This is a genomic window from Neobacillus bataviensis, from assembly GCF_019969725.1.
Window position 1 is genome coordinate 11,820 of the sequence record NZ_JAHXYW010000006.1, and the last position, 22,526, is coordinate 34,345.

The 22,526-nt window shown below is 39.7% G+C and carries 27 protein-coding genes; 17 read left to right on the forward strand and 10 right to left on the reverse strand.

All coding sequences use genetic code 11. From position 1 onward, the window contains the following. The first annotated feature begins 25 nt into the window (after nucleotides 1-25). The 7 genes from LC455_RS16125 to LC455_RS16155 all read left to right on the forward strand — a co-directional run bounded on the left by LC455_RS16125 (nucleotide 26) and on the right by LC455_RS16155 (nucleotide 7,681). The gene (locus LC455_RS16125) at nucleotides 26-1,201 is read left to right on the forward strand and encodes a Glu/Leu/Phe/Val family dehydrogenase (RefSeq protein WP_223592306.1); all 1,176 of its coding nucleotides are present in this window, start codon (nucleotides 26-28) and stop codon (nucleotides 1,199-1,201) included. 41 nt (nucleotides 1,202-1,242) lie between these two features. After that, nucleotides 1,243-2,667, forward strand: a complete 1,425-nt coding sequence (locus LC455_RS16130) for an amino acid permease (RefSeq protein ID WP_223592308.1) — start codon at nucleotides 1,243-1,245, stop codon at nucleotides 2,665-2,667. A 127-nt stretch (nucleotides 2,668-2,794) separates the two neighbouring features. Next, nucleotides 2,795-4,240: an aldehyde dehydrogenase family protein gene (locus LC455_RS16135; protein ID WP_223592309.1), complete on the forward strand. Its 1,446-nt coding sequence runs from the start codon at nucleotides 2,795-2,797 to the stop codon at nucleotides 4,238-4,240. Nucleotides 4,241-4,273: 33 nt separating this feature from the next. Then, on the forward strand, nucleotides 4,274-5,488 hold the full coding sequence (lhgO, locus tag LC455_RS16140) for an L-2-hydroxyglutarate oxidase (protein ID WP_223592310.1): 1,215 nt from the start codon (nucleotides 4,274-4,276) through the stop codon (nucleotides 5,486-5,488). Between the two features lie 27 nt (nucleotides 5,489-5,515). After that, the gene (locus tag LC455_RS16145) at nucleotides 5,516-5,851 is read left to right on the forward strand and encodes a DUF3870 domain-containing protein (RefSeq protein ID WP_223592311.1); all 336 of its coding nucleotides are present in this window, start codon (nucleotides 5,516-5,518) and stop codon (nucleotides 5,849-5,851) included. A gap of 319 nt (nucleotides 5,852-6,170) precedes the next feature. Then, the gene (gene glaH / locus LC455_RS16150) at nucleotides 6,171-7,115 is read left to right on the forward strand and encodes a glutarate dioxygenase GlaH (RefSeq protein ID WP_223592312.1); all 945 of its coding nucleotides are present in this window, start codon (nucleotides 6,171-6,173) and stop codon (nucleotides 7,113-7,115) included. A 224-nt stretch (nucleotides 7,116-7,339) separates the two neighbouring features. Further along, the gene (locus tag LC455_RS16155) at nucleotides 7,340-7,681 is read left to right on the forward strand and encodes a DUF805 domain-containing protein (protein ID WP_223592313.1); all 342 of its coding nucleotides are present in this window, start codon (nucleotides 7,340-7,342) and stop codon (nucleotides 7,679-7,681) included. Between the two features lie 48 nt (nucleotides 7,682-7,729). Here the strand turns inward: LC455_RS16155 and LC455_RS16160 are convergent, their stop codons facing one another. Beyond that, on the reverse strand, nucleotides 7,730-8,230 hold the full coding sequence (locus LC455_RS16160) for a DUF2269 family protein (protein ID WP_223592314.1): 501 nt from the start codon (nucleotides 8,228-8,230) through the stop codon (nucleotides 7,730-7,732). Nucleotides 8,231-8,429: 199 nt separating this feature from the next. Between LC455_RS16160 and pdxR the strand changes: the two genes are divergently transcribed. Further along, nucleotides 8,430-9,866 carry a MocR-like pyridoxine biosynthesis transcription factor PdxR gene (gene pdxR / locus LC455_RS16165; RefSeq protein WP_223592316.1) on the forward strand — a complete coding sequence of 479 codons (1,437 nt, stop codon included), beginning with the start codon at nucleotides 8,430-8,432 and terminating at the stop codon, nucleotides 9,864-9,866. Between the two features lie 185 nt (nucleotides 9,867-10,051). Here the strand turns inward: pdxR and LC455_RS16170 are convergent, their stop codons facing one another. Next, entirely contained in the window at nucleotides 10,052-10,252 is a 201-nt protein-coding gene (locus tag LC455_RS16170) for a cold-shock protein (protein WP_027322326.1), read from the reverse strand. A gap of 355 nt (nucleotides 10,253-10,607) precedes the next feature. Here LC455_RS16170 and LC455_RS16175 point away from each other — a divergent pair, with 355 nt between their 5' ends. Then, entirely contained in the window at nucleotides 10,608-10,901 is a 294-nt protein-coding gene (locus LC455_RS16175; protein WP_223592317.1) for a hypothetical protein, read from the forward strand. Between the two features lie 135 nt (nucleotides 10,902-11,036). Next, entirely contained in the window at nucleotides 11,037-11,312 is a 276-nt protein-coding gene (locus tag LC455_RS16180) for a hypothetical protein (RefSeq protein WP_223592319.1), read from the forward strand. Between the two features lie 70 nt (nucleotides 11,313-11,382). Here LC455_RS16180 and LC455_RS16185 read toward each other — a convergent pair whose 3' ends face one another. Both LC455_RS16185 and LC455_RS16190 read right to left on the reverse strand, forming a co-directional pair. Continuing rightward, nucleotides 11,383-11,817 (reverse strand): YfmQ family protein, encoded by a 435-nt coding sequence (locus tag LC455_RS16185; RefSeq protein WP_223592321.1) that lies wholly within the window; start codon nucleotides 11,815-11,817, stop codon nucleotides 11,383-11,385. 355 nt (nucleotides 11,818-12,172) lie between these two features. Beyond that, entirely contained in the window at nucleotides 12,173-12,952 is a 780-nt protein-coding gene (locus LC455_RS16190) for an alpha/beta fold hydrolase (RefSeq protein WP_223592322.1), read from the reverse strand. A gap of 171 nt (nucleotides 12,953-13,123) precedes the next feature. On the opposite strand from LC455_RS16190, the gene LC455_RS16195 reads away from it, so the two are divergent. The 3 genes from LC455_RS16195 to LC455_RS31735 all read left to right on the forward strand — a co-directional run bounded on the left by LC455_RS16195 (nucleotide 13,124) and on the right by LC455_RS31735 (nucleotide 15,065). Further along, on the forward strand, nucleotides 13,124-13,624 hold the full coding sequence (locus LC455_RS16195; protein WP_223592323.1) for a CBO0543 family protein: 501 nt from the start codon (nucleotides 13,124-13,126) through the stop codon (nucleotides 13,622-13,624). A gap of 229 nt (nucleotides 13,625-13,853) precedes the next feature. After that, nucleotides 13,854-14,300: a hypothetical protein gene (locus tag LC455_RS31730; RefSeq protein WP_317851444.1), complete on the forward strand. Its 447-nt coding sequence runs from the start codon at nucleotides 13,854-13,856 to the stop codon at nucleotides 14,298-14,300. Between the two features lie 72 nt (nucleotides 14,301-14,372). After that, nucleotides 14,373-15,065 (forward strand): MFS transporter, encoded by a 693-nt coding sequence (locus LC455_RS31735; protein ID WP_317851445.1) that lies wholly within the window; start codon nucleotides 14,373-14,375, stop codon nucleotides 15,063-15,065. 205 nt (nucleotides 15,066-15,270) lie between these two features. Here the strand turns inward: LC455_RS31735 and LC455_RS16205 are convergent, their stop codons facing one another. Then, the gene (locus LC455_RS16205; protein ID WP_223592324.1) at nucleotides 15,271-15,681 is read right to left on the reverse strand and encodes a GNAT family N-acetyltransferase; all 411 of its coding nucleotides are present in this window, start codon (nucleotides 15,679-15,681) and stop codon (nucleotides 15,271-15,273) included. Between the two features lie 324 nt (nucleotides 15,682-16,005). Between LC455_RS16205 and LC455_RS16210 the strand changes: the two genes are divergently transcribed. Next, a complete protein-coding gene (locus LC455_RS16210) occupies nucleotides 16,006-16,605 on the forward strand; it encodes a hypothetical protein (protein ID WP_223592325.1) in 600 nt (199 codons plus the stop codon). 81 nt (nucleotides 16,606-16,686) lie between these two features. On the opposite strand, the gene LC455_RS16215 is transcribed toward LC455_RS16210, so the two are convergent. The 4 genes from LC455_RS16215 to LC455_RS16230 all read right to left on the reverse strand — a co-directional run bounded on the left by LC455_RS16215 (nucleotide 16,687) and on the right by LC455_RS16230 (nucleotide 19,896). After that, nucleotides 16,687-16,962: a hypothetical protein gene (locus tag LC455_RS16215; protein WP_223592326.1), complete on the reverse strand. Its 276-nt coding sequence runs from the start codon at nucleotides 16,960-16,962 to the stop codon at nucleotides 16,687-16,689. A 27-nt stretch (nucleotides 16,963-16,989) separates the two neighbouring features. Then, nucleotides 16,990-17,883 (reverse strand): hypothetical protein, encoded by an 894-nt coding sequence (locus LC455_RS16220; RefSeq protein WP_223592327.1) that lies wholly within the window; start codon nucleotides 17,881-17,883, stop codon nucleotides 16,990-16,992. Between the two features lie 272 nt (nucleotides 17,884-18,155). Beyond that, nucleotides 18,156-18,350 (reverse strand): hypothetical protein, encoded by a 195-nt coding sequence (locus LC455_RS16225; RefSeq protein WP_223592328.1) that lies wholly within the window; start codon nucleotides 18,348-18,350, stop codon nucleotides 18,156-18,158. A gap of 1,036 nt (nucleotides 18,351-19,386) precedes the next feature. Next, on the reverse strand, nucleotides 19,387-19,896 hold the full coding sequence (locus tag LC455_RS16230) for a YcxB family protein (protein ID WP_223592330.1): 510 nt from the start codon (nucleotides 19,894-19,896) through the stop codon (nucleotides 19,387-19,389). Nucleotides 19,897-19,986: 90 nt separating this feature from the next. On the opposite strand from LC455_RS16230, the gene LC455_RS16235 reads away from it, so the two are divergent. From LC455_RS16235 to LC455_RS16245, 3 genes are all read left to right on the forward strand, one after another. Beyond that, a complete protein-coding gene (locus LC455_RS16235) occupies nucleotides 19,987-20,418 on the forward strand; it encodes a hypothetical protein (protein WP_223592331.1) in 432 nt (143 codons plus the stop codon). Nucleotides 20,419-20,565: 147 nt separating this feature from the next. Then, nucleotides 20,566-21,060 (forward strand): CBO0543 family protein, encoded by a 495-nt coding sequence (locus LC455_RS16240; protein WP_223592332.1) that lies wholly within the window; start codon nucleotides 20,566-20,568, stop codon nucleotides 21,058-21,060. Next, nucleotides 21,057-21,536, forward strand: a complete 480-nt coding sequence (locus LC455_RS16245; protein WP_223592333.1) for a CBO0543 family protein — start codon at nucleotides 21,057-21,059, stop codon at nucleotides 21,534-21,536. The genes LC455_RS16240 and LC455_RS16245 overlap by 4 nt, the downstream gene beginning before the upstream one ends. Nucleotides 21,537-21,583: 47 nt before the next feature. Here LC455_RS16245 and LC455_RS16250 read toward each other — a convergent pair whose 3' ends face one another. Beyond that, a complete protein-coding gene (locus LC455_RS16250; RefSeq protein WP_263297819.1) occupies nucleotides 21,584-22,489 on the reverse strand; it encodes a branched-chain amino acid transaminase in 906 nt (301 codons plus the stop codon). Between the last annotated feature and the right edge of the window lie 37 nt (nucleotides 22,490-22,526).

Here is a 22,526-nt window from a genome sequence, read left to right on the forward strand (position 1 = left end):
GGATAAATCTTTGGGAGGGATTGGAATGACTAAACCATATTTAGTTGTCGAGTGGAATGATACGGAAACGGATGCACAGGGGTGGCTTGTAGTTCATAATCTCGTAAAGGGATATACAGGCGGCGGCACGAGAATGCATCCGACTGTAACAAAAGAAGAGGTGGAAAGATTAGCCCAAGCAATGGCTTATAAGTATGTTGCTAGTGACAGCGGAACGACCGGTGGATGTAAAGCAGGTATTAAGTATGATTACAAAGCTCCAGATGCTTATGCCGTCTTACGAAGATTTTTAATTGCGATGATGCCTTATATCGATAACGGTGTATCTTTAGGAAGTGATCTTGGTACGAAATATGAAGATGTCCTCCAAATCTTTAACGAATTTGGCATTGATATCCCTCTAACAAAATCAATGAAACAAGATCCTGCGATTCTTCAAGGGATAAAGGATTTTGATGGACTGATGAAAACAAGAATGGATGGATTGCTTTTAAATGATGCTGTTACAGGATATGGTGTTGCCTTTTCGGCAGATGAAGCTTGGAAGTTTAAAAATGGCAAGGACGGAGCAAAGGTTGTCATCCAAGGCTTCGGCTGTGTAGGAGCCAGCTGCGCATTAAAACTGTCTCAATTAGGTTATAAAATCGTGGGAATTTCAGATGCGAATCTGTTAGTCACATGTGAAGAAGGATTGGATATTCAAACCCTAATTGACCATAAAAATGTATATGGCGAAATGGATACCAATTATTTTGAACCGAACTATACGGTAAGGCCAAACTCCGACTGGCTGGATGTAGATTGCGATATTCTCATCCCGTGTGCGTTAGAGGATGTTATTAACCAGTCTAATGCAGATACGGTAAAAGCCAGCTTGATTGTGGAAGCAGCTAATATCCCAGTCTCTTCCGAAGGAGATGAAATCATCAAACAAAGAGGAATTGACATCGTCAATGATTTTGTTGCGAACCTAGGGGCCATCAGATTTTATGACGCTGTGATTTTTGGACTGGTCAAACCAGACCCACAGGCTGTAATGGATGATATTGAAAAGCTATGCCGAAAAAATACGATTCAACTATTTTCAGAAGCGAAGAAACAAAACAGATATCAGCGAGATGTTGCGTATGAAATCTTTAAGCCAGAAGTCAGTGATTTATTAGAGTTTGCTGATCCGTCTGAAAAAGCAGCAGTCAGATAAGCAGTTCATTCATAGGGATAGAAAAATAAAGGGGGAATTAGATGAAACCAGAACAGGGAAGTCAACCAAAAGAATTAAAACGTTCGATGAAAAGCAGACATTTATTTATGCTTTCGATAGGGGGAGTCATTGGTACGGGTCTTTTCCTAGGGTCCGGGTATGCGATTGGTCAGGCTGGACCTATGGGAGCGATCACGGCCTATTTATTCGGCGGTTTACTGATGTACATGGTTATGGTTTGTCTAGGAGAGCTATCGGTAGTGATGCCAGTCTCCGGTTCTTTTCAGGCCCATGCAGAGCGCTTTATCGGCCCTGCTTCTGGGTTTATGATCGGCTGGACTTACTGGTTAAGCTGGGCTATCTATGTAGGTCTAGAATTTATCGCTGCCGGTTTGCTCATGGCCAGATGGTTTCCTGATGTACCAGTATGGGTGTGGTGCGCCGTTTTCACCTTGATTTTATTTGGAATAAACGCTTTGACAACAAGAAGCTTTGCTGAGATGGAATATTGGTTCTCTGCCATAAAAATATTGGCCGTACTCTTTTTTATCGTGGTTGGAGGGGCTGCAATATTCGGATTGGTTTCGATCAAGGGGCAATCTGCTCCATTCCTTTCAAACTTTATTGGTGATGGATTATTTCCAAAGGGATTCATCGGTATATTTATATCAATCATGACAGTCGTCTATTCTTTTATGGGTTCGGAAATCATGGGGGTTGCAGCAGGGGAGACAGAGGAGCCCGAAAAGAGTATCCCAAAAGCAATCCGGAGTATCATTGTCCGTATTTTACTTTTCTATGTGCTGGCAACTTTTGTGTTATCAGCCATTGTTCCATGGAAAAAAGCAGGTGTACTTGAAAGCCCGTTTGTAACAGTATTCGATATGATTGGTATTCCTTATGCGGCGGATATTATGAACTTCGTTATTTTAACGGCTATTCTTTCCGTTGGGAACACAGGTTTATTTGCTTGTACGAGAATTCTTTTTTCTCTTTCCCAAAGCGGTCAAGCTCCCCGTGTGTTCGGAAAGGTAAACAAGCGTGGGGTACCTATGAATGCCTTGCTTGTTACACTTGTTTTTGCCTTACTATCGTTGCTTACTAGTGTCATAGCAGAGGAAACATTATTTGTGGTGCTGTTGGCTATCAGCGGGGTTGGAGGGGTCGTTACATGGATGGCGATCGCTCTTGCACAGTATAAATTCCGCAAACAGTATATGGCGGATGGAGGAAGCTTGAAGGATTTAAAATTTAAAGTACCTTTCTTTCCTCTCCTTCCAATTCTGTGCCTCATCATGTGCGCAGGGATCGTTGTGTTTACCGCATTCGATGCAGCCCAGCGGACATCACTGTATATAGGATTTGGCTTTGTTGCCGCTTGTTATATTTTTTACTATTTTAAATTTACTAGAAAGAAAAGCGATGCAACTGTCTTATCAAAGGAGCAGCCTGATAAGGTAGTGTAATAGACTTCGAATTGTCGGAAGATTCAAATAACGACTGCTAGTGTGAAAGATGATGCTGATATTAGCAATCCAGCATAAAGGAAAAGGTGAAAAAGAGAATAATAGATGATTTTAGGAGGATTTATGGATGCGTCATTTAAATTACATTAACGGACAATGGAAAGAGCCGTCTACAAAGGAATATAAAGAAAACCTGAGTCCACATAACAGTGAAAGCTTAGGGGAATTCCCATCCAGTGCCCCGGCTGATGTACACGACGCGGCAGCTGCTGCAAAAAGAGCCTTTCCAGCTTGGAAAAAACTCTCCATTCAACAAAGGGCAGCTTATTTACAAAGGGCAGCGGCTTTTTTGAAAGAAAACATAGAGGAAATAGGACGGGATCTTATTAAGGAAGAGGGAAAAGCATTTTCAGAAGGGATGGGGGAGGCGAACCGCGCAGTAAGCATCCTCGAGTATTTTGCAGCTGAAGCACGGCAGCCGCTTGGTGACGTCATACCGTCCGCTAGTGAGAAAACATTTTTGTATACGACGCGTACACCCTTAGGTCCTGTCGGATTAATTACACCATGGAATTTTCCTATTGCCATCCCAGTATGGAAGATGGCCCCAGCTCTTATCTATGGAAACACAGTGGTGATTAAGCCTGCTGATTTAACGCCGAAATCTGTTTATTACGTCATGAAAGCTTTTGATGAAGCAGGTCTGCCAGCAGGTGTCCTTAATTGTGTATTCGGCAGAGGCTCTGTTATTGGGAATGAATTGGTGAAACATCCAGATATAAAAGCGATTTCTTTCACCGGTTCGAACCAAGTAGGACGGCAGATTCAAAAACAGGCTGTAGAACACGGGAAAAAGGTACAGATGGAAATGGGAGGGAAGAATCCGCTTGTTGTTCTAAATGATGCAGATCTTGATAGAGCAGTTGAAATAACTGTAGGCGGAGCCTTTAAATCTACTGGCCAAAAATGTACAGCAACTAGTCGTGTGATTGTCCAAGAAGGGATTTACGAGTCATTTCGTGACCTGCTAGTAAAGCGGACGAAGGAATTAACAATAGGTAATCCGCTTCACGAGGGAACCTATATCGGACCCGCCGTATCAAAAGCACAGCTTGATGGTGTGCTCGAAATGATTGAAGCAGGGAAATCAGAAGCAACACTGCTTTGCGGTGGAGGGATTCCGGAAGAGGAAGAATTAAAAAATGGTTTTTATGTAAAACCAACAATCTTTGAAAATGTGCCTCGTGACGCGCGAATTGCCCGTGAAGAAATTTTTGGTCCAGTTCTTTCCTTATTTAAAGTCAAAGATTACGAAGAAGCAGTGGAAATGGCAAATGAGACGGAATTTGGTCTTAGCGCAGCCATCTGCACCAACAACCTGACATTGGCCCGCCGCTTTGTTGAAGACGCGGAAGTAGGACTTGTACATGTTAACTCGGAAACTTCAGGAGCAGAACCACAAATGCCTTTTGGCGGCGTTAAAAATTCCAGTTCAGGAAGCCGCGAGCAGGGAAAAGCGGCTATTGAGTTTTATACAGAAGTGAAGACTGTTTATATGGATCCAGTGGTATAAGGTGAATCAAAACGGAGAGGGGTCCTATTGAAAATGTATGATTTTGCAATAGTGGGCGGAGGAATTGTGGGTTTATCAACAGGGATGGCCATTTATGAGCGTTTTCCCAATGCAAAGGTTGTCGTCATTGAGAAGGAATCCGGTGTTGCGGAACATCAAACCGGACATAATAGCGGCGTGATTCATTCCGGCATTTATTATAAGCCCGGCAGTTTCAAAGCCCGGTTTGCCCGCCAAGGAAGTAAATCGATGATCGTCTTCTGCCAAACACATGGAATAGACCATGATATTTGCGGAAAAGTAATCGTTGCAACGAAACAAGAGGAATTACCGCTTCTTGAAAATTTATATAAACGAGGGCTTGAAAATGAATTAGCTATTCATAGAATCGGTTCAGAGGAATTAAAGGAAATTGAACCACATGTTAATGGATTAGGCGCAATCCGCGTTCCGATGGCTGGCATCGTAAATTACAGACAAGTTAGTGAAAAGTTCGCCGAACTGATCCAAAAGAGTGGCGGAGAGATTCATCTAAATACAAAAGTGGAGAAAATGCATGAGGAATCGGATCAAGTAATCATTGAAACGAATCGCGGAATATTAAAAGCTGGAATGGTCATTAACTGTGCCGGGCTTCACAGCGATCGTGTAGCTTTAGCAACCGGATATAAAACTGATATGAAGATTTTGCCTTTTAGAGGCGAGTATTACAAATTAAAACCTGAAAAGCGCTATCTAGTAAAAAATTTAATTTATCCGGTGCCAAACCCAAAGTTCCCGTTTCTGGGGGTTCATTTTACCAGAATGATCAGCGGTGAAGTCGATGCAGGACCAAATGCTGTGCTTAGCTTTAAACGGGAAGGATACAGAAAGACAGATTTTAATGCAAAGGATTTAATAGAATCATTAAGCTTTCCTGGATTATGGAAAATGGCCGGGAAGTTTGCGAGAGAGGGGCTGGATGAATATATTCGCTCCTTCAGCAAGAAACAATTTACAAAGAGCCTTCAGGAACTGATTCCTGAAATCCAAGAAGATGATTTAATCCCTGCACCTGCAGGAGTCCGTGCTCAAGCATTAAGGAGCGATGGAAATATGGTGGATGACTTCCATATCATTCAAGGAAAACGAACAATCCATGTATGCAACGCGCCATCTCCTGCTGCAACGGCCTCCATCGAAATAGGAAAAGAAGTTGTGAATAGAATACCAGAACAAACAAACTTAAAAGTAGCTACATTCGTTTAAATATTTCTTTCGAGAGGAAGGCCCAATATGCTAAATGGAAAAATAATTTTTCTTGCTGGCCACGCACGTCTGCCGCAAGGAATGGCGGCAAAAAGTGTCTTCGATACGTTAACAATTACAGCTGAAGTAGATATGAAATATGGTGTTATCTTAGAGGCATCTTGCACTCTAGCAACCGAACATGGGCGCGACTTTATTGGCCGTATATTAAGGGGCATTAGTTTAAAAGATGGGGTAGAAGATGCAATCGAAGAAATTGAAACCTACTACCGGGGCAAGGCAACAAATGCTATTGTTGCGGCATTAAAGGATCTGGGCCTACATTTCCATCAAATAAAAACAGAAGAAATACAGAAGGTATAATCATTCTTATAAAATAACTAATTGACAATCTATAATATACAAATTATACTAATAATAGAAAATATTTCTAATACTTCCGCTTTCTGATATAACACCCCTTTCAGAACCGTGGATAGATTATAAATACTTGGAAACAGGAAATATAAATATCAATTAACTGCTAATTCATTGTGACTCTATTTACCATAGAGCTGTGAAGTGAATAAAGCCAGTTGTACATTGAGTCCCTGCTATTTTAGGGAACTTTGTGCAGCTGGCTTTTTATATTCCTTGGCTTCCATATTTTTACCGATCTTACACAAAACTGGAGGAATGAAAAATGGCAATTGTAGAAAAACAAAAACAAAGAGGAAAATTTGAAACAAAAACAAAAATGTATGAAGTGAACGTTCATCCACAAACAGACCGTCTATACTACATTCAACTTTCGAAAGAAGCAATTCAAGGGTTTTTAAATGCCGTCAAAGCAGAAAACTATTCGGTCCAGCATTTAGAATATACCCCATATGCCCGTCTTATTGTCGCTTCCATGCTATTGGATCAAGTCGGTGATGAATTCGGCGAGTTACTGCGAAACATTGTTCATGACCGTGAATCAGGCGGGTTTACGATTGGCTTGGAAGGTGTTACGAAGGATACAGATGAATACGTTATTTTTTCCACTGCAATTTCTTATTTATTAGGTTCATCAAACTTTGATTCGATGTCCGGTAAATATTACGCACGCTTTTCTGTCAAACATACCGATAACAGTGACTCCTATCTTCGTCAAGCCTATCGCTTATTCACTCTTCATACAGATGGGACTTTTGTGGATGAGCCAACCGATTGGCTGTTAATGATGAAAATGGTCGAGGAAAATGCCCGGGGCGGGGAATCCCGATTATTACACCTTGATGATTGGAAAGACCTTGATAAGTTTTTAAATCATCCATTATCAAGCCATAAGTTTACTTATAAAGCACCATCAAGTAAAAATGTGGACCAAGAAATCCAGCGCTTAACCTTCTTCAATTACAATAATAAGCCTGGTGCATGTTTCATCGACCAATTTGTTTATCCTGAAACCATTGAAGAAGCTAAATACCTTCGTGACCTTTCACATTCATTGGAAACCGATGAGAGTGTTACAGAGCTCGAGCTTCCAGTCGGGGATTTAGTTGTTATTAACAATATATTCTGGTTCCATGGGCGTGCAGCCTTTGAAGGAAATCCTAACCTGAACCGCGAATTACTTCGACAGCGCGGACGTTTTAATCAATAATTAACATCCTTAAGAGGACAAATCCATTTTGAACATGGATTTGTTCTTTTTTTTCCTCAAAAGCCAGGCGGCAAGCCTGGCCAAGGTAACTTGCCTTCGCCATCTTTAGACATTATCTCTCATAGAATATCAAAATTCCCTAACATATTATTCTTATAAACTGATATACTTAATATTGTAATTATTAATATTTCTGACAAATACTTCCAAGGGGGTTAATTGGAATGGAATGGTTTTTGAAAGTTGTAAAGAATTATGCTGGCTTCGAAGGAAGAGCACGCCGTAAGGAATATTGGATGTTTATTCTTTTCTATTTCATCTTTGACGTTATACTTGCGATTATAGAAAATGTCCTAGGCCTTAATAATATTTTAACGGGACTCTATGGTTTGGCTTTATTGTTACCAACGCTAGCTGTTACAGCGCGCCGACTTCATGATACCGGAAGAAGCGGATGGATGCAGCTGATTGGGCTCATTCCGTTAGTCGGCTGGATTATTGTCCTTGTCTTTTTGTGCCAAGACAGCCAAGGCGACAATCGATTTGGTGAAAATCCTAAATATTAGTTTTAAAAAGGAGGAAGCTGCCGCTATGGGCAGCTTTTTCTAATTTTTTTAAGTGAGCTTTTTCTTTTTCCAAGGCTTTAAAAAGGAAATGATAAAAATAAAAGCGGTGACGGCCACTTGGAAAATGACAGCATATTGCCTTATTTCGTGATTTTGGATAAAAACGGGATTATTCAAAGCCAATTCTTTTTGAGTTTCCAATAATTCCATATTTGCCACCATCAACTTGTCCACCACAAAAATCCCTACAATGGTCTGAATGATATACAGAATAAATTTAACGCCAACCCATCCATGCTTAAAAAATCCCCAATTTGTAAAAAACCCGTAAGTGAAACCAACTAATAATGTTCCAACCGCGCCCCATCTGACGATATTATCACTAATAACAATCATGTTTTTATAGCCAAGATAGGATTCATCATATTTTGAAAAATCAATGTGCAGATTTAAGGCGATTGAACTTAAAATACCGCCAAAAAATAATATCACTAGAAAAACATGGATTATTTTCAGCCACTTCATGCCCTTAGGACCTATTTTTTTCAACTTATTTATCCCCCTAATAAGATGCTCTTTGAACAGCTTTTATTTTAATAGGAAGAAAATGAATTAAAAATGTGCCAGAGACTTAATTGTCTCTACGCCTGTGGTCCTAATTTTCAAAATCTGCGTCCGCAATGAATTATATATCGAAAAAGTTTACAATATGTAAGAAGAGACTAATTAAAATCAAAGGATGTAGCAAATGGATTGGAAACCGGACCGAGAATCGAAAATACCCATTTATAAACAACTTGCTATGTATATTGAGAACGGGATTGCTGATGGGACATTTCCGCATGACAAGCCCTTGCCTTCTGAAAGAGGTTTGGCGAAAGAGCTTGGAGTAAACAGAAGCACCGTCGTCGCGGCCTATGACGAGCTGGAATCCAATGGACTCATCGATCGGAACCGTGGCAGCGGAACAACCGTCAGTAAAGATATTTGGGGGTTGGCCAAAAAACGGATTCCTAGCTGGAACCGGTATATTGAGGCTGGGTCGTTTCTGCCGAATTTGCCTGTCACGCAAAGAATCCATAAAGAAATGGCAGACCATAAACTTATCAATTTAGCGAGCGGGGAATTATCTGAGGACCTGTTTCCGCTGACTTCGCTAAGAGAAATTACGGCCAACCGATCCTTTATCGGAACCTTGGGTTACGACCATCCGCAGGGAAATGTGATCCTCCGGCAGACCCTTACGAATCATGTGAAACAGTTTCGCGGCATCGAAACCCATCCATCTAAGATCTTAATGACATCGGGAGCACAGCAGGCCTTGCATCTGGTGGTTCAATGTTTGTTAAAACCAGGCGACGCCGTGGCAATTGAAAATCCTTCCTATCATTACAATCTTCCTGTTTTTAAATCTGCAGGCATTAAAACCTATTATTTAAAAGGGGACAAGGACGGAATAAACCCTGATGACATCACCACTTTATATAAAAAGCATAGAATTAGAATGATTTTTTTGAATCCTATTTTTCAAAATCCCACAGGGACGCTTATGCCCGTCGAACGGAGAAAAAGGATTCTTGAATTGTCTTCTGAATACGGGATTCCGGTCGTGGAGGACGATCCGTACAGCCTTACCTCTTTCAATGGAGAAAAAATCGAAACGCTCAAATCATTGGACCAGCATGGGAATGTTTTATATATAAGCTCCCTGACAAAAATAGTGGCATCAGGTTTGCGAATCGGCTGGATCATCGGACCAAAGGCAGTGATCGAAAGGCTGGCAGACGCCAAGCACCAGGTCGACTTCGGACATGCCAGTTACTCTCAATGGATTGCCAATGATTTTTTAGAATCAAAGGAGTTTGAATCCCACATCGGGAATTTAGTGAAGCAGTTAGAAAGTCGAAGAGACCAAATGGTTGCCAGCTTTCACAGCTTTTTAAAAAATCAGGTCGAATTTCATATCCCAGAGGGCGGCATTCATTTGTGGTGCAGGATCAAAAAAGAGTTTAATGAAACTCAATTGTTAGAGGAATCGATTAAAAGGGGAGTCATCTATGTTCCTGGAACAACCATGGGGACGGAAAAGGGATTTGCCCGGTTTACCTTTGCGAGGGAAAAAGAAGATATGATAAATGAAGGGATAAAGAGGTTTACGGATGCTCTAACGGTTGTTTCGACCTAATGTGTATTCTCCTAAAATGTAACAACTTGCCGAAATTAGGACATTCTCTAATTGTATGGTACACTTGTTTTACCATTTGATTTACTGTTTTTTAATGTTCCCTGCTCATTTATGAGTAGGGTTTTTTTGTTTTTTTATAAAAATAAAAAAGCCTCTAAAATTTAGAGGCTAATTCTATATCTATATTACGCTTTACGAACGTTAGCTGCTTGTGCACCACGTTGACCTTGCTCAACGTCGAAAGTCACTTCTTGACCTTCTTCTAATGTTTTGTAGCCTTCGCCTTGGATAGCTGAGAAATGGACGAATACGTCTTCTCCACCTTCACGCTCGATGAATCCGAATCCTTTTTCGCCGTTAAACCATTTTACTTTGCCTTTTTCCATTTTTGTTGCCTCCTAGTGTGTTAGTACACACATTGTATTACTATCCTTGCTCTCAGTGATCTTCAAGACGAAAGTCAGTACTAATACATCTTTCTTTACACCGAACAAAAATAATTCCTCTTTATAGTAGCACTATTCAAAAGCATTAGCAAGGGGACGACCGGCTATGGGCACCAAAAATGGTGGGATATCCCAATGGAATAGTGAAATTTATTGCCCAGATACCTTTGTAGGGAATGTTTTCTGATTGCAATTATAATCATTTAAAGGAAAAAAGAACCTTTTCCAATTATTTATTTTTGGTGTTCCAAAATTCCTTTTTTCACATAAGCTTATGGATAAGGAGTGGAATGTTATGGAACATGAACAGTTTGATACCGAAACGCTTAAGCTTATTAAAAATAGACTTGATTATATTCACTTCATTGCTAAACGTTACAACAGTGATAACCCTGAATTAATGGACACAATTGAAAGCTTAGCTACAGTGGCAAACATGTTTGCAAGGATAAAATTAGAAGAATTATCCGGTAAAGTAGAAACGAAGAGCCCTCAAGGTTACATTGTAAGCAGACTGGGAAATTCATACTCAAGAATGAAAGAGTATGAAAAACAAAAAGACAAAGGGTTTCCAGACTGGAAGCTCTGATAAAGGTGACAGTTTACATAACTGTTGCCTTTTTTCAGAGTTACAACCTAATGTCTGATTGGGATTAAGACCGCCTCAAAATATTGGCCAAACCAATCACGTATTGGTATAATTTGGTTAAAGAGAGGTGTCTTTATGAAAATGCTGAGTAAACTTTCTATTTTATTTGCTGTTATAGGTGTCCTGCTTCTCGGTTCCTCTTATATGAATCCAAGTCACTTTGAGCCTCTAATGGTATCAGGATTTGGTGTATTGTTTATTGGCTTTTTGTTAAGTTTTGGAGCTATGTTTAAAAAAGAACAGGGAAAAATAAAATTTTTTGCCGCAGCGGCATTTTTCCTCTTGAGTTTTATTATTACTTGGAATGACCCATTCCAAATTATAAGAATATTAACTTGGATTAAAAATTAATAGAGCCATACAAACAAAAAATGGACCCGCTCAAATGTTACGAGCAGGTCCATTATTGTTTGCAAAGATTTTAAGATACATCTCCAGTTACCGACAAAGACCGTTTTTGAAGATAATCAGAAAAAAGACTGTACGCGATTACCTTTTTCTTAGACTGCTTAACTACATCAACATGATCCTCATGGGTGTAAACAAATAACCTGCCGCTCTTGGTATCAATGACCAACGGAGTATCCCCGTTCTCCGGATGCAAATAAAAATCCTCAGTCCCTGGATAAATATATTGCTGCTTCATAAATATTGCTTCATTAAAAGAATGGATAATTTGAGTTTTGTCTTCATCTTCTAAGTTATATCCATCATAGGTTATGGTTACATCTTCTGCGCTAAGCTTTGAATGAACTTGAAATTTGCTCATAAGCCAGTTCACAGGGCCGGTCGGAAGACAGGTCATCAAAATTTTAACAAGACTTATAAGAATAATCGAAACCACAGTCCAAGTCATACTCATCATCTCCGTTTAAGTCAACCAAATGTAAATCCCTAAAGAAACTAAAGCGATAAAAATAATAACCACATATATTAACGTTAAATTAGTCGTATTTCTTTTGGTTGAACCTCTATAGTTTTCGTCAGGCTTCCTCGTAAGTATTAGAGTTGAAACCACTGAAAAAATTAAGATCAATATGACCAAACCAAACATTATTTTCATACTGCACCTCTTATTAGTGTTATAAATTAATAACAAATATATAATAACGCAACCGGTGTGTTTAATGACCATCCAATTCATCGGAAATTAGACCATCCACTTTCTGCAAGCAAAATAAAAAAGCTGCACCAATGGCAGCCGACTCCTATTAAACAAATTGTGCCAAAACCTGATTAAACCGATCACGCTCTTCCCAGAAAGGACCATGGCCACTATATTGAAACGGGACAAGCTGGGAATTTCTTATCTTATGATTCATTTCCTGTGCTTGAGCAAACGGAATCACTTTGTCATGAACACCGTGAATAATTAAAGTGGGCGCATTTATTTTGGGAAGATCCTCAAAAAGCGTCTCATCTCTTAATAATACAACGACTGCAGCAGTCGACCAGCCAGCCGCCTGTAACCCCATTTGAAAAAACCAGTCTGAGAATCTTGGTGTTATATATTGAAAGAAAAAGCTATCCGTCACTTCCTGCATCATCTTCGGGCGGTCGTTTAAGGTTTCCTTAAGGAATTTATTGGCCGTTTCCTTTGTAAAGCCTGTGGGAGCGGCAGCGTCAACAAGGACGAGCCTGGACACCTCGTAACCGTTGTGGCGGGTCATATATCGAAGCGCGATCGCTCCTCCGGTGGAGTGGCCAACGAGTGAGACATTTTGCAATTGTAATGTACCAACAACCGCGCGAATATCATCTGCCAGTCTGTTAAAAGTGTATCCACTGATTGGCTTATCTGAATTCCCGAAGCCCCTCCAATCAATCCCAATACAGCGGTAACCCATTGCAGGAAGAACATCAAACTGATATTCAAACTGTTTATGGGAGAGCGGCCAGCCATGAATAAAGACAATGGTCTTGCTTCCGCTTGGGTTAATATCTTCAACATATAAATTTACACCCGGTTCTACCGTAACAAAGTACCCCATCCCGATTCCTCCGTTTTTCATATCGTTTTAAGCATAAGGTATTCTTATAGGCAGATTTGGGTGAGTGCCTATGCGGGTATCCAACAAAGTTCTTATGCGATTTTTATAAATTTTTCCATAAATGGGTATTATACAATATACATTCAATTTCCTATGTTGTGAGGCGTAAAAATGGCTGAAATTATTGGGGTCAGTTCTTGGGTATTTGCGGGTATTCGTTGGGGCGACTGGAGAAACTGGCGCAGTTATTATGGAACGATACTTTATTTCATTCTTGGCGACGTTCTTTATTATTATGTCAGTTATAATCACCGGCTCTGGTCACTCATCCCTACATGGCCGCTAAAAAACGAACTGACATGTATAGCCGGTGAGTTTATTGTATTTACCAGCACGATATTGATCTTTTTAGGAAGGTATCCAGCTCACCGTTTACTATCGGCTTGGTGGACCGCGCTTTGGGTCATCATTTACACCGCAAATGAATGGATATTATTAAAAATAGGAACTTTTAGATATGAACACGGTTGGACGCTATTCCACTCGTTTTTATTTAATATCCTATTGTTCACTCTTCTTCGGTTGCATCATAAAAAGCCAGTGTTTACCATCTTAATTTCCATCCCGATATCCATCCTACTGATTTACCTGAACTCTATACCGATCAAATAAGCGTCCCTGCCCAGGAACGCTTTTTTATGTCCGGCAAAAAAGATGTATCCCTTCTAAAAAAACAAAGTATAATTTAAGAAAGAAAATTTGACGCAATGACGATAAAACGAGTGGTCCCCCTAAGTATTTATCTAATTGCCTCTTTGCAAAGGAGCTACGATACCAGTTGAGTAATCCAATCTAAATTCCCCCTCATTTTAAAAAAATAAATTCAAAATGGGGGATCATCTTGAAACGTAATCGTGATTTTCTGTTCCTCATGGTTGGCCAGTCACTGGCCAATGTTGGGGATGTGTTATATGTTGTCGCTGTGATCAGCTTTATTTTTGGAATAACCAAATCAGCCGCAGCCTCGGCCATCGTTCCCTTTACCATTACCTTCGCCATGTTTATTTCAAGCATCCTGACACCAATTCTGATTGGAAGAGTGAATCTGAAAAAGCTGTTGGTCGGTTCACAAATAGGGAAGACGATCATTTTGTTTGGGTTAAGTGCATTTATGATGAGCGGATTAGCCTTAACCAATTATTATTTTGTATTTTTCATGATAGCGGGAATTGCGCTCCTGGATGGCTGCGCCAATCCCATTAGGCAGACGCTAATTCCTTATTATGTGGAAAAAGAACATCTCATCAAGGCGAACGGAATAGCCGAAACCATTACACAATCGATTTAAATCGGTACTTGGTTTTTTGGCAGTCTTTTATTAATAGTATTTAGTCCCAATCAACTAATCTTGTTGGTTGCCGTGTTATTTGTTTTATCGAGTTTAACTTTAGCTTTATTAAAAAATGTAAACCATAAAGCGGAACGACAAGAAAGAATGCGGGATTTAATTACACAAGGCTGGCAGAACATTCGTCTTACACCAGTATTAAAAACACTGGCAAAAATGGAATTCATGGAAACAATCGCGAACTCCGTTTGGATTGCGGCCATCTTGATTGTCTATGTGAAGCAGGCCTTGAATACACAGGAGCAGTGGTGGGGGTTCATTAACAGTGCCTTTTTCATCGGATTGGTTCTAGGAAGTTTGTTGTGTGTTAAGTTTCCTCGGTTTTTAGAACGAAATCAGTATAGATTTATTATGGTAGGCATTGTATTGAATTGTTTTTTCACCATTCTCTTCAGTTTAACCAGTATCCCTTTAATTGCTTTGTTGTTATCGGCTTTGATTGGTGTTTTTGGGCAGTTGAAAAATATTCCGCAGCAAACCATCATCCAAACGAGTATTCCAAAAGAGCAATTGGCCACGGTGTATACGTCTTTTGGCACCATTTCAACAGGTACATTCGGTGTTGGCTCATTGATCATGGGGTTTATATCCGATTCCTTAGGAGTGCGGAGTGTATTTGCTCTTTCGGGAGCGCTGCTCGCGGTGGTTTTTGTGATCGTGGTTAAAGATAGACGGATTTTAAAAGGAAGTACGCATCGGGGATAAGCGAGAAGAGAGGAATTGCTGCGGCAATTCCTCTTTCTTATTTTTAGAAAAACTAGATTCGCTGATAAAAGTCCTAAATTCGCTGATAAATAGGTCGAATTCGCTGATAAAAGCTGAAAATTCGCTGATAAATCTGTAAAAAACGCTGATAAACCGTTAGGTCCGCCGAATTTAAACTGTAATTTGTCCTGTGAAAAGCAGAAACCTACCTCTTTCGAAGAATCTTGAACCCATTTTCTATTTTCTCAAAACCAATTTTAGGATAGTATTCCATCGCAACAGGGGAGGCCAGCAAGATTAGAGTTGCTTCTTCTCCGATTTGTTCTTGTACTAATCGGACCAGTTCCTTTCCAATCCCTGTCTTTTGATACGCTTTGTCTACCGCTAAGTCAGATAAATAGCAGGAGTAGCTGTAATCCGTCAGCGCCCTGGCAATTCCAACTATTTTTTCATTTACCCAGGCTGTAATGATGATATCGGCATGGTCAATCATCCGCTGCAGTCGTTGCAAGTCATCGGAAGGGCGGTTAATTCCTGAAGCTTTAAAAACAGCTGACATATCTTCAGGGCTGATTTCTGAGTTGATTTTGTAAGTGATTTGAAAAGTATTTTCCATAAGTTCGATCCTCCAATTAAGTTAATAATCGAATTTTATGAAAAAACCTTTCAAATTGTAAGTTCCAGAAATTACTTTTTTAATGGTACCAGTTGGAACTTCATAATAGACAATGCCTAAATTTCCCTTTGCAGGGCCCGCTTGCTAGCAAAAAGGATATAAACAATGGCAAAAGAGTAAATACAAATTTATTGGTGTTTTATGGTAAAATAGAGATGCTTAGGGGGGAACATATATGATTTCAAATACATTTGTCCCGTTAGTAATATTAGCTTTAATTGTTATTGTAGGATTTCTATTAGTGAGGGTGTTAAAAAAATCAAAATGAGATTATTTCATTATCATTATTGGACGCCCCAACCGAAAGAAATGGAAGACTTTTATACTAGCAACGGATTCACCGTTAAGCTGCGAATTGGAAAAAAGAATGGTCAATTCGAAACGTTTAATCCGCCATTAACCTGGGATGATTTCCAACCCAATCCTCCATTATTTCGTACAATTGAAATGGTGTTAGGCAGCATCAATGTTACATTTGGGTTCGGCAAGTCGGCCAAGTTCGACCACTTGGGTTTTCTAGTTTCACAAGAAGAATATGATTCTATTTGCAAAAATGCCGAAAGCCTTTCTTTAAAAGTAGAAGAAGGAGAGCGCCGCACCTTTATTTATACCCCATTTGGGTTCAAAATTGAACTGCAGCGAAGAGCAGATGCGGTTCCATCTTTAGACGGCAGGAAAATCAGCAAAATGGTACTGATCACAGGAGATCAAGAGATCCCTCAACTCTTTCAAAATCTATTAAGTGAAATCCCAACTGAGTTAGAATTTAAACCAGGAGAAATGACAACAGTAGGACTTGTAGAATTTGATAGTCCGGCTGAGATGGAAGGAACCGATCCTTGCGGGGTTGTTCTTAATTACTGATTTAAGTGAGAGTGTTAGATGCCCTGAAAGACTGAGAATAGTAAAGAAACTCCCATGAGGAGTTTTTTTACTATTCTCGGGTCAATTTCTGATTTGCGAAAGTCCGAAGGCATGGTTCGACCACAGGACTTCCTCGGTTTTACGAGCGAGATCATTTTCACAATCCACAATCAACACGACCTCAGTCTTGGGTACTTTCTTTTTCTTTTTTGTTGTAAGTAAAATTGGAATTCCCTTGATTATGCAGCCTAAGAGGCATCCGCCTGCAAATCCGGAAAGTCCCCAAATAACTGGACCCCAGTGAAAGATAAAACCGTAAACGGTTCCGAAAAAACAGCCTAACGCGCCAAGAAGCATGATGCCATCGAACAGGCTTTTCCCATCCTAGCGGTGAATGGTATCGAACCATTGCGACTTTTCATTTCGTTTATCAAGTGGAGCTGCAAAAATGTCTTCCTGCATCACGCCGAGCGATTCTAATGCAGTGATTGCCTTTTCCAAATGCTCTGAGTGGTTGAAGGAAGCTATAAATCGCATTTTGATGGGGTCATCCTTTATCCGTAATGAAAATTGTTTGTTCTGTTGGTAGTTTTGCGCCAGGTAGTTTGATTGTTCCTTATCAAAAAGTTTGTTGCGCCCTACGGTAATCACGTAGGTAAAGTAAGCGGTAAAGCTAATCATCGAGGGAATAAATAATGCCCATTCTGGATCAAGGACGGAAACAGCTTTATCAAATTTTCCGATTAAGGTGTATTCGATACTTGCAAGAAGATGTGACTTCCATAAGATGATGTTCCACCACAAAACTTCAAAAACGGCTGTTAAGACCCGCTGTGTATAAACGGCACCGATACCTGGGCTGAATAATGTCCATAAAACTCCTACAATCGGGCTTCTTTTCGAAAGAGAATTCCAATGAATTTGGTCTATTTTGAATATAGAAATGGATGCATTCTCTTTATGGGCAAGCTCATAATGTAAATTGTTATCTACCGAAAGTTTATAGGTGCTGTAAACGGTAAAAACAAATAAAGCTCCATAAGTTAAAATCCAATAATCACCATGCCCGTGATTGAGGATCTGTGCAGCCTCATCAAATCGTCCGGTAAAAGTATAAATAATGGCAACGTTGAAATGTGATTGTACATTGAGGACAACTTCCCAGACAAACAAAATCCAGCCTAATATATACTGGCCTAATAGGAGGTGACCAAAACCCGGCATAAACCATGACCAGGCAACATTTACCCATGGATTCGTGAAATGTAATAGATTCAAATGTAGCGTGCCGAGATATGCTCTCTGTCTGCGTCCTTTTTGGTGTGTTGTCATAGATTTAATATGTCTCGTTCCTTACTGTATTATGCAAGATTTGGTAATTGAATATAGGAGGAATTGGATAGGTGGAAGGATCAAGGAACTTAACAAGATGGGCAGAGAAAGTTGACGTTACGTTACTGGTGGTTGAAGGCTTATTTTAGCCTGGATTATAACATAAAAAACCAACTCCCATCAAAGGCTGAAGGGAGTTATCGCATATCGTCCATAGATTAGTCCTCACTTGTATCTAAATAAGGATTCCCGCCTTCAAAATTTGTCCGTGTGGAACGATCCTCACTTGTATTTAAATAAGGTCTGCCGCCAGCGAAATTTGCCTGTATGGATGGATCATTACTAGTATCTAAATAAGGCTCGCCTTCCTCATAACTAGTAGAGCTCCTTGGTCGTTTATGGTCTTCGCGCATAAAATTCACCTCTGTTAATAGAATGTGTGAAAATGTAAAGATAAATACAGATCTAAAAAAAGAACACATTCGACATACTTTTTAGGCTGTTAATTGAGTTTTTCTAGGATTAGATCGGCTTAAGGGATTTTTAATCAAACGTTTGAATAGTGAAGAATAAGAGAGAAAGGGGTAGAATGATGTTATCGGAAGCGAAATCAGTCCAACTTTGTTGAAAGATTGGATATTTCCTGCGAAATACATTTGCGAACCTCGACAATTTTCAATCCTGCTTTCCATCAAAATTTCAGATAGGGAAGCATTTTCAGTCGTTTTAATCAAACGATTGAATAGTATAGCATATACGGAATTTAGTCGAAAGGAAGTCCTAATTCAAGGCTAGTATGATTAGTCACAAGGAGAAATATTAACTACTGTAAAGAGTATGCTAATAGGTTGAAACGATTATTAAGAATACCTAACTTGCTAAAATTATCCCTGTTATTAGTAGTGTGATCTCTGTTGTGAATTCTACTGTTTTAATACTTTTCAATAATTTTAAATAACCTTAAAGATTTGTTCATAGTTTGTTCATATCTAGGGGGTATTATAAGTACATGAAGAGAACAGCTTAATCAACTCTCTCTTTGACCCCCTTATAAAAATATTTGTTGCGCATCCGGCCTTGTGCCGGATATTTTTTTGCAAAAAAAAGCCTTAATTAAGAGGCATTAAGGACAAACCAGGGTGAGAAATGTAGTCATAATAGTAAGACGAATAAGCATTTCGATTATCATCATGGTGACCACCTCTTTAGGTTTTATAATCTTAGTGTACACCTTTTTTATGAAAAATATATAAAGCAATTGTAAATTAATTGTCAATTTGATGTTGTTGGCAACTTTGCCTATTTTACGATTCGCCGATAAACGTATGAAATTCGCTGATAAAATGGAAAATTCGCCGATAAAGTGGTTGAATCCGCTGATAAACCCACGAAATCCGCCGATAAATCAAAATAACGCCTGGAAAAGTATATTTTTACACCGCAAAAACTCTATTTAATCTTCCCAGCAAGATAATTCCGCACTCCCTCCACATCATGCAACTCTCTTTTCGGAAGAATACAAGCACTAACCCCGCTGTTATAGAGATAGATATTATTTTGATCCTCTTTCATCTCAACAATCCCTGCCCAAGTCACCCTTGTTTCGCCATTTGCGCTAGAATCCACAATTCCCTCATCTGTCATCCGCAGCACATGTTCGCCAAGCATCCCTTCATTCTTACCCTCATTCATCATTCTCTTTGTCATCCGCTTAACATGGCGATAGAAAATCTTCGGGTAAAAAATAATCCAAAGAACCGCAATAATAAAATAAATCACAAACGCCGTCACGAAGGGCATATCGCCATACGTAGACGCCAAATAGGCCGCAATAATAAAAATAATCGGCAGCAAAAACCGTTGAATATTCAAGGAACGCATCGCGGCTTTGGAATTTTTAACATGAAACATATTGAAGTTTAAATAATCCTCTTCAGTTAAATGGTAGCGGATCTCCATTAAAAATCTCCTTTGCATTGAACTTGTCCATTCGAAACCCAGCGGTAGCCATATATTGATAGTATCAGTACAAGAAAGGGGGATTTATCCATGTCAAGCGGCAAAAAAGATAAAAAGCAGGAAGAAGAAACCGAATACGAACACAAATGTGACTGCTGCAATATCAACATCAACATTAATTACACCTTTAATATCGGAAATACAGAAACTCATATCGAACAGCGAGCAGAGGGCGGCGGGCAAATTAACAAGCATGTGGGCACGAACGCCAATCAAGGCGGGCAAAACGCAATTGATCACAGTGCATCGGCCAATACCGATTCCAATTTCGCCGATGGCAACGGCAGAAGCGGAATTGCCGGCAATGATAATGATGAAGCGGGCGGACAGCAAGGCATCAAAGTGCGAGACAGCATCGTGAAGAAGAGCATCATTGCATCAGGCTCCGAACACAACGAAAGCGGCGATATTCCGCCAACCGATGAAGGCGGCAATGAAACCGCGGGAGAAGAAACTGAATAGGACGTATCGATTGGTGTTTCCTTATATCAAATTCAAATAAAACTCTTTGAAAAAATAGCACGGAGGAAATCTCCGTGCTATTTTTTCGTGTGTTTATCCAAAACTAGGGAATGATAGTAACAAAACCTTTTGAAAGGTCTGCGTGATATGACGGTTGATGTTTGGGTATTAATACTAATTTGGATGATTGGTTTTGCAGCATTTATGCTGTTTGTTCCAAAAAATCGCCGGCGGAGATTCTTAATCGCTTTTTTGATTTGCCAAACCTTTACCTGGCTGATTGCCGTGCTGCTCGTTTACTTTGACCGGATTTCTTATCCCATTCGCGAATTTCCAAAAGCCACTCATTTATTATTGGCACTAAATTATTTCTTCTTTCCACTCCTATGCGGTTTTTATATCATCTATGAGCCAAAAAGAAACTACACAGTGCGTCTCCTATATTTATCTGGTTGGGTTACGGGTGTTGTTGTGATCATAAAATTGTTGGAAAAATATACAGGCTTATTACAATACCAGCATTATGCATGGTATTGGTCGTGGCTAAACTTTTTTTGGATGTTTGCGGTCACGAATTTACTATATCGATGGTTTTTCAAAGATAAGGCAATGTTTCAAAGCGATAAGGGTGCGACACAATGAGAATAGAGTGGATGATTTTATTTGTGGTTTGGCTGATCACGTTGGGGTTGGTATTCATAATCCCCAAAAAGAAAAGGCGAATCGCCATCGTCGCTTTTTTAATTACGCAAGTGATTACCTGGTTCCTCGGTTTAGTGGTTGTGGAGTATGGGCTGATCGCCTATCCAGTCCGCTGCTTTCCGACTGTTAATCACACCAGCTTTACCTATGAGTTTCTGTCATTCCCTGTTCTTTGCGGTGTTGTTAATGCCTATTATCCTCATGCTCGCAGCAAAATGGTAAAGTTCGTGTACTATTCTTCGTTCTGTACGATTTTAACGATCCTTGAAACGATTATTGAAAAGTATACAGATTTAATAAAGTATCTGCACTGGTCCTGGTATTGGACATGGATTACCCTGTTCATCTCCTTTATGCTGTCCAGATGGTTTTGTGTATGGTTTTTCAAAGGGATAGCAAAGGAAATGGAGGAATAGGGGCTGGGACAAGCAGTCCTTTTTGTGGGTGATTAAACGTCATTCCCCTAATACACCGGTGTACAATAACCAAAATAATTGGGGTTGTTTCCTCTAACAATATTTTCATAAACAAAGCGGATATTTCTAGTAATCGTCCCTTCACTGCCGCTTCCAATCATCCGATGATCAATATTGATAATGGGTTTAATCCCTATTGCTGTGCCACTAAAAAATACTTCATCAGCAGAGTATAGTTCCGTTCTTGCTATGCTTTGTTCCAGAACAGGCAATTGTAATTCGTTTTTCGCGATTTGCATGACAGTATCACGCGTAATTCCTGCAAGTAGATGATCGGATAGGGGCGGGGTAATCAATTTATTATTTTTTACAATAAAAATATTTTCGCCTGGTCCCTCACTTACATTCCCTCGATCATTTATAAAAATAGCTTCATCAAATCCATTTAAACGTGCTTCAGAAGAAGCTAAACCAGAATTTAAATAGTTTCCCGTTGCCTTTGCCTGGGGTGGAATCATATTATTACCTGAACGATTCCAGGAAGAAACACCACACTTTAAAGCGGGTTTAGGCATATACTTTAACTCATTGCAATAAATACTGACCCTATTATAAGGGTCAAGTAAATTGGGAGTGAGGGTATTTGCCCCTTTAAAGCAAATGGGCCGAATATAAACATCTTCCCGGACGTTGTTTTGTCTTAATAATTGAAGCGTCCAAGGGATTAATTGCATAGATGAATAGGGAATGGGGATATGAAGAGCATTGCCTGAGTCATGGAATCGTTTATAATGGTCGTAGATCCGGAAAATATACAATTGGTTTTGACTGTCGTTCCAAAAAGCTCTAATTCCCTCGAAGCAGCCTAATCCATAATTTAACGCTTTATTTCTTATACTTACTGAAACCTTTGATTCATCTAGAATTTCCCCTTGATCAAAAACATACCTCATAGTTCTTCCCACCAATAACACGACATTTACATCCAAT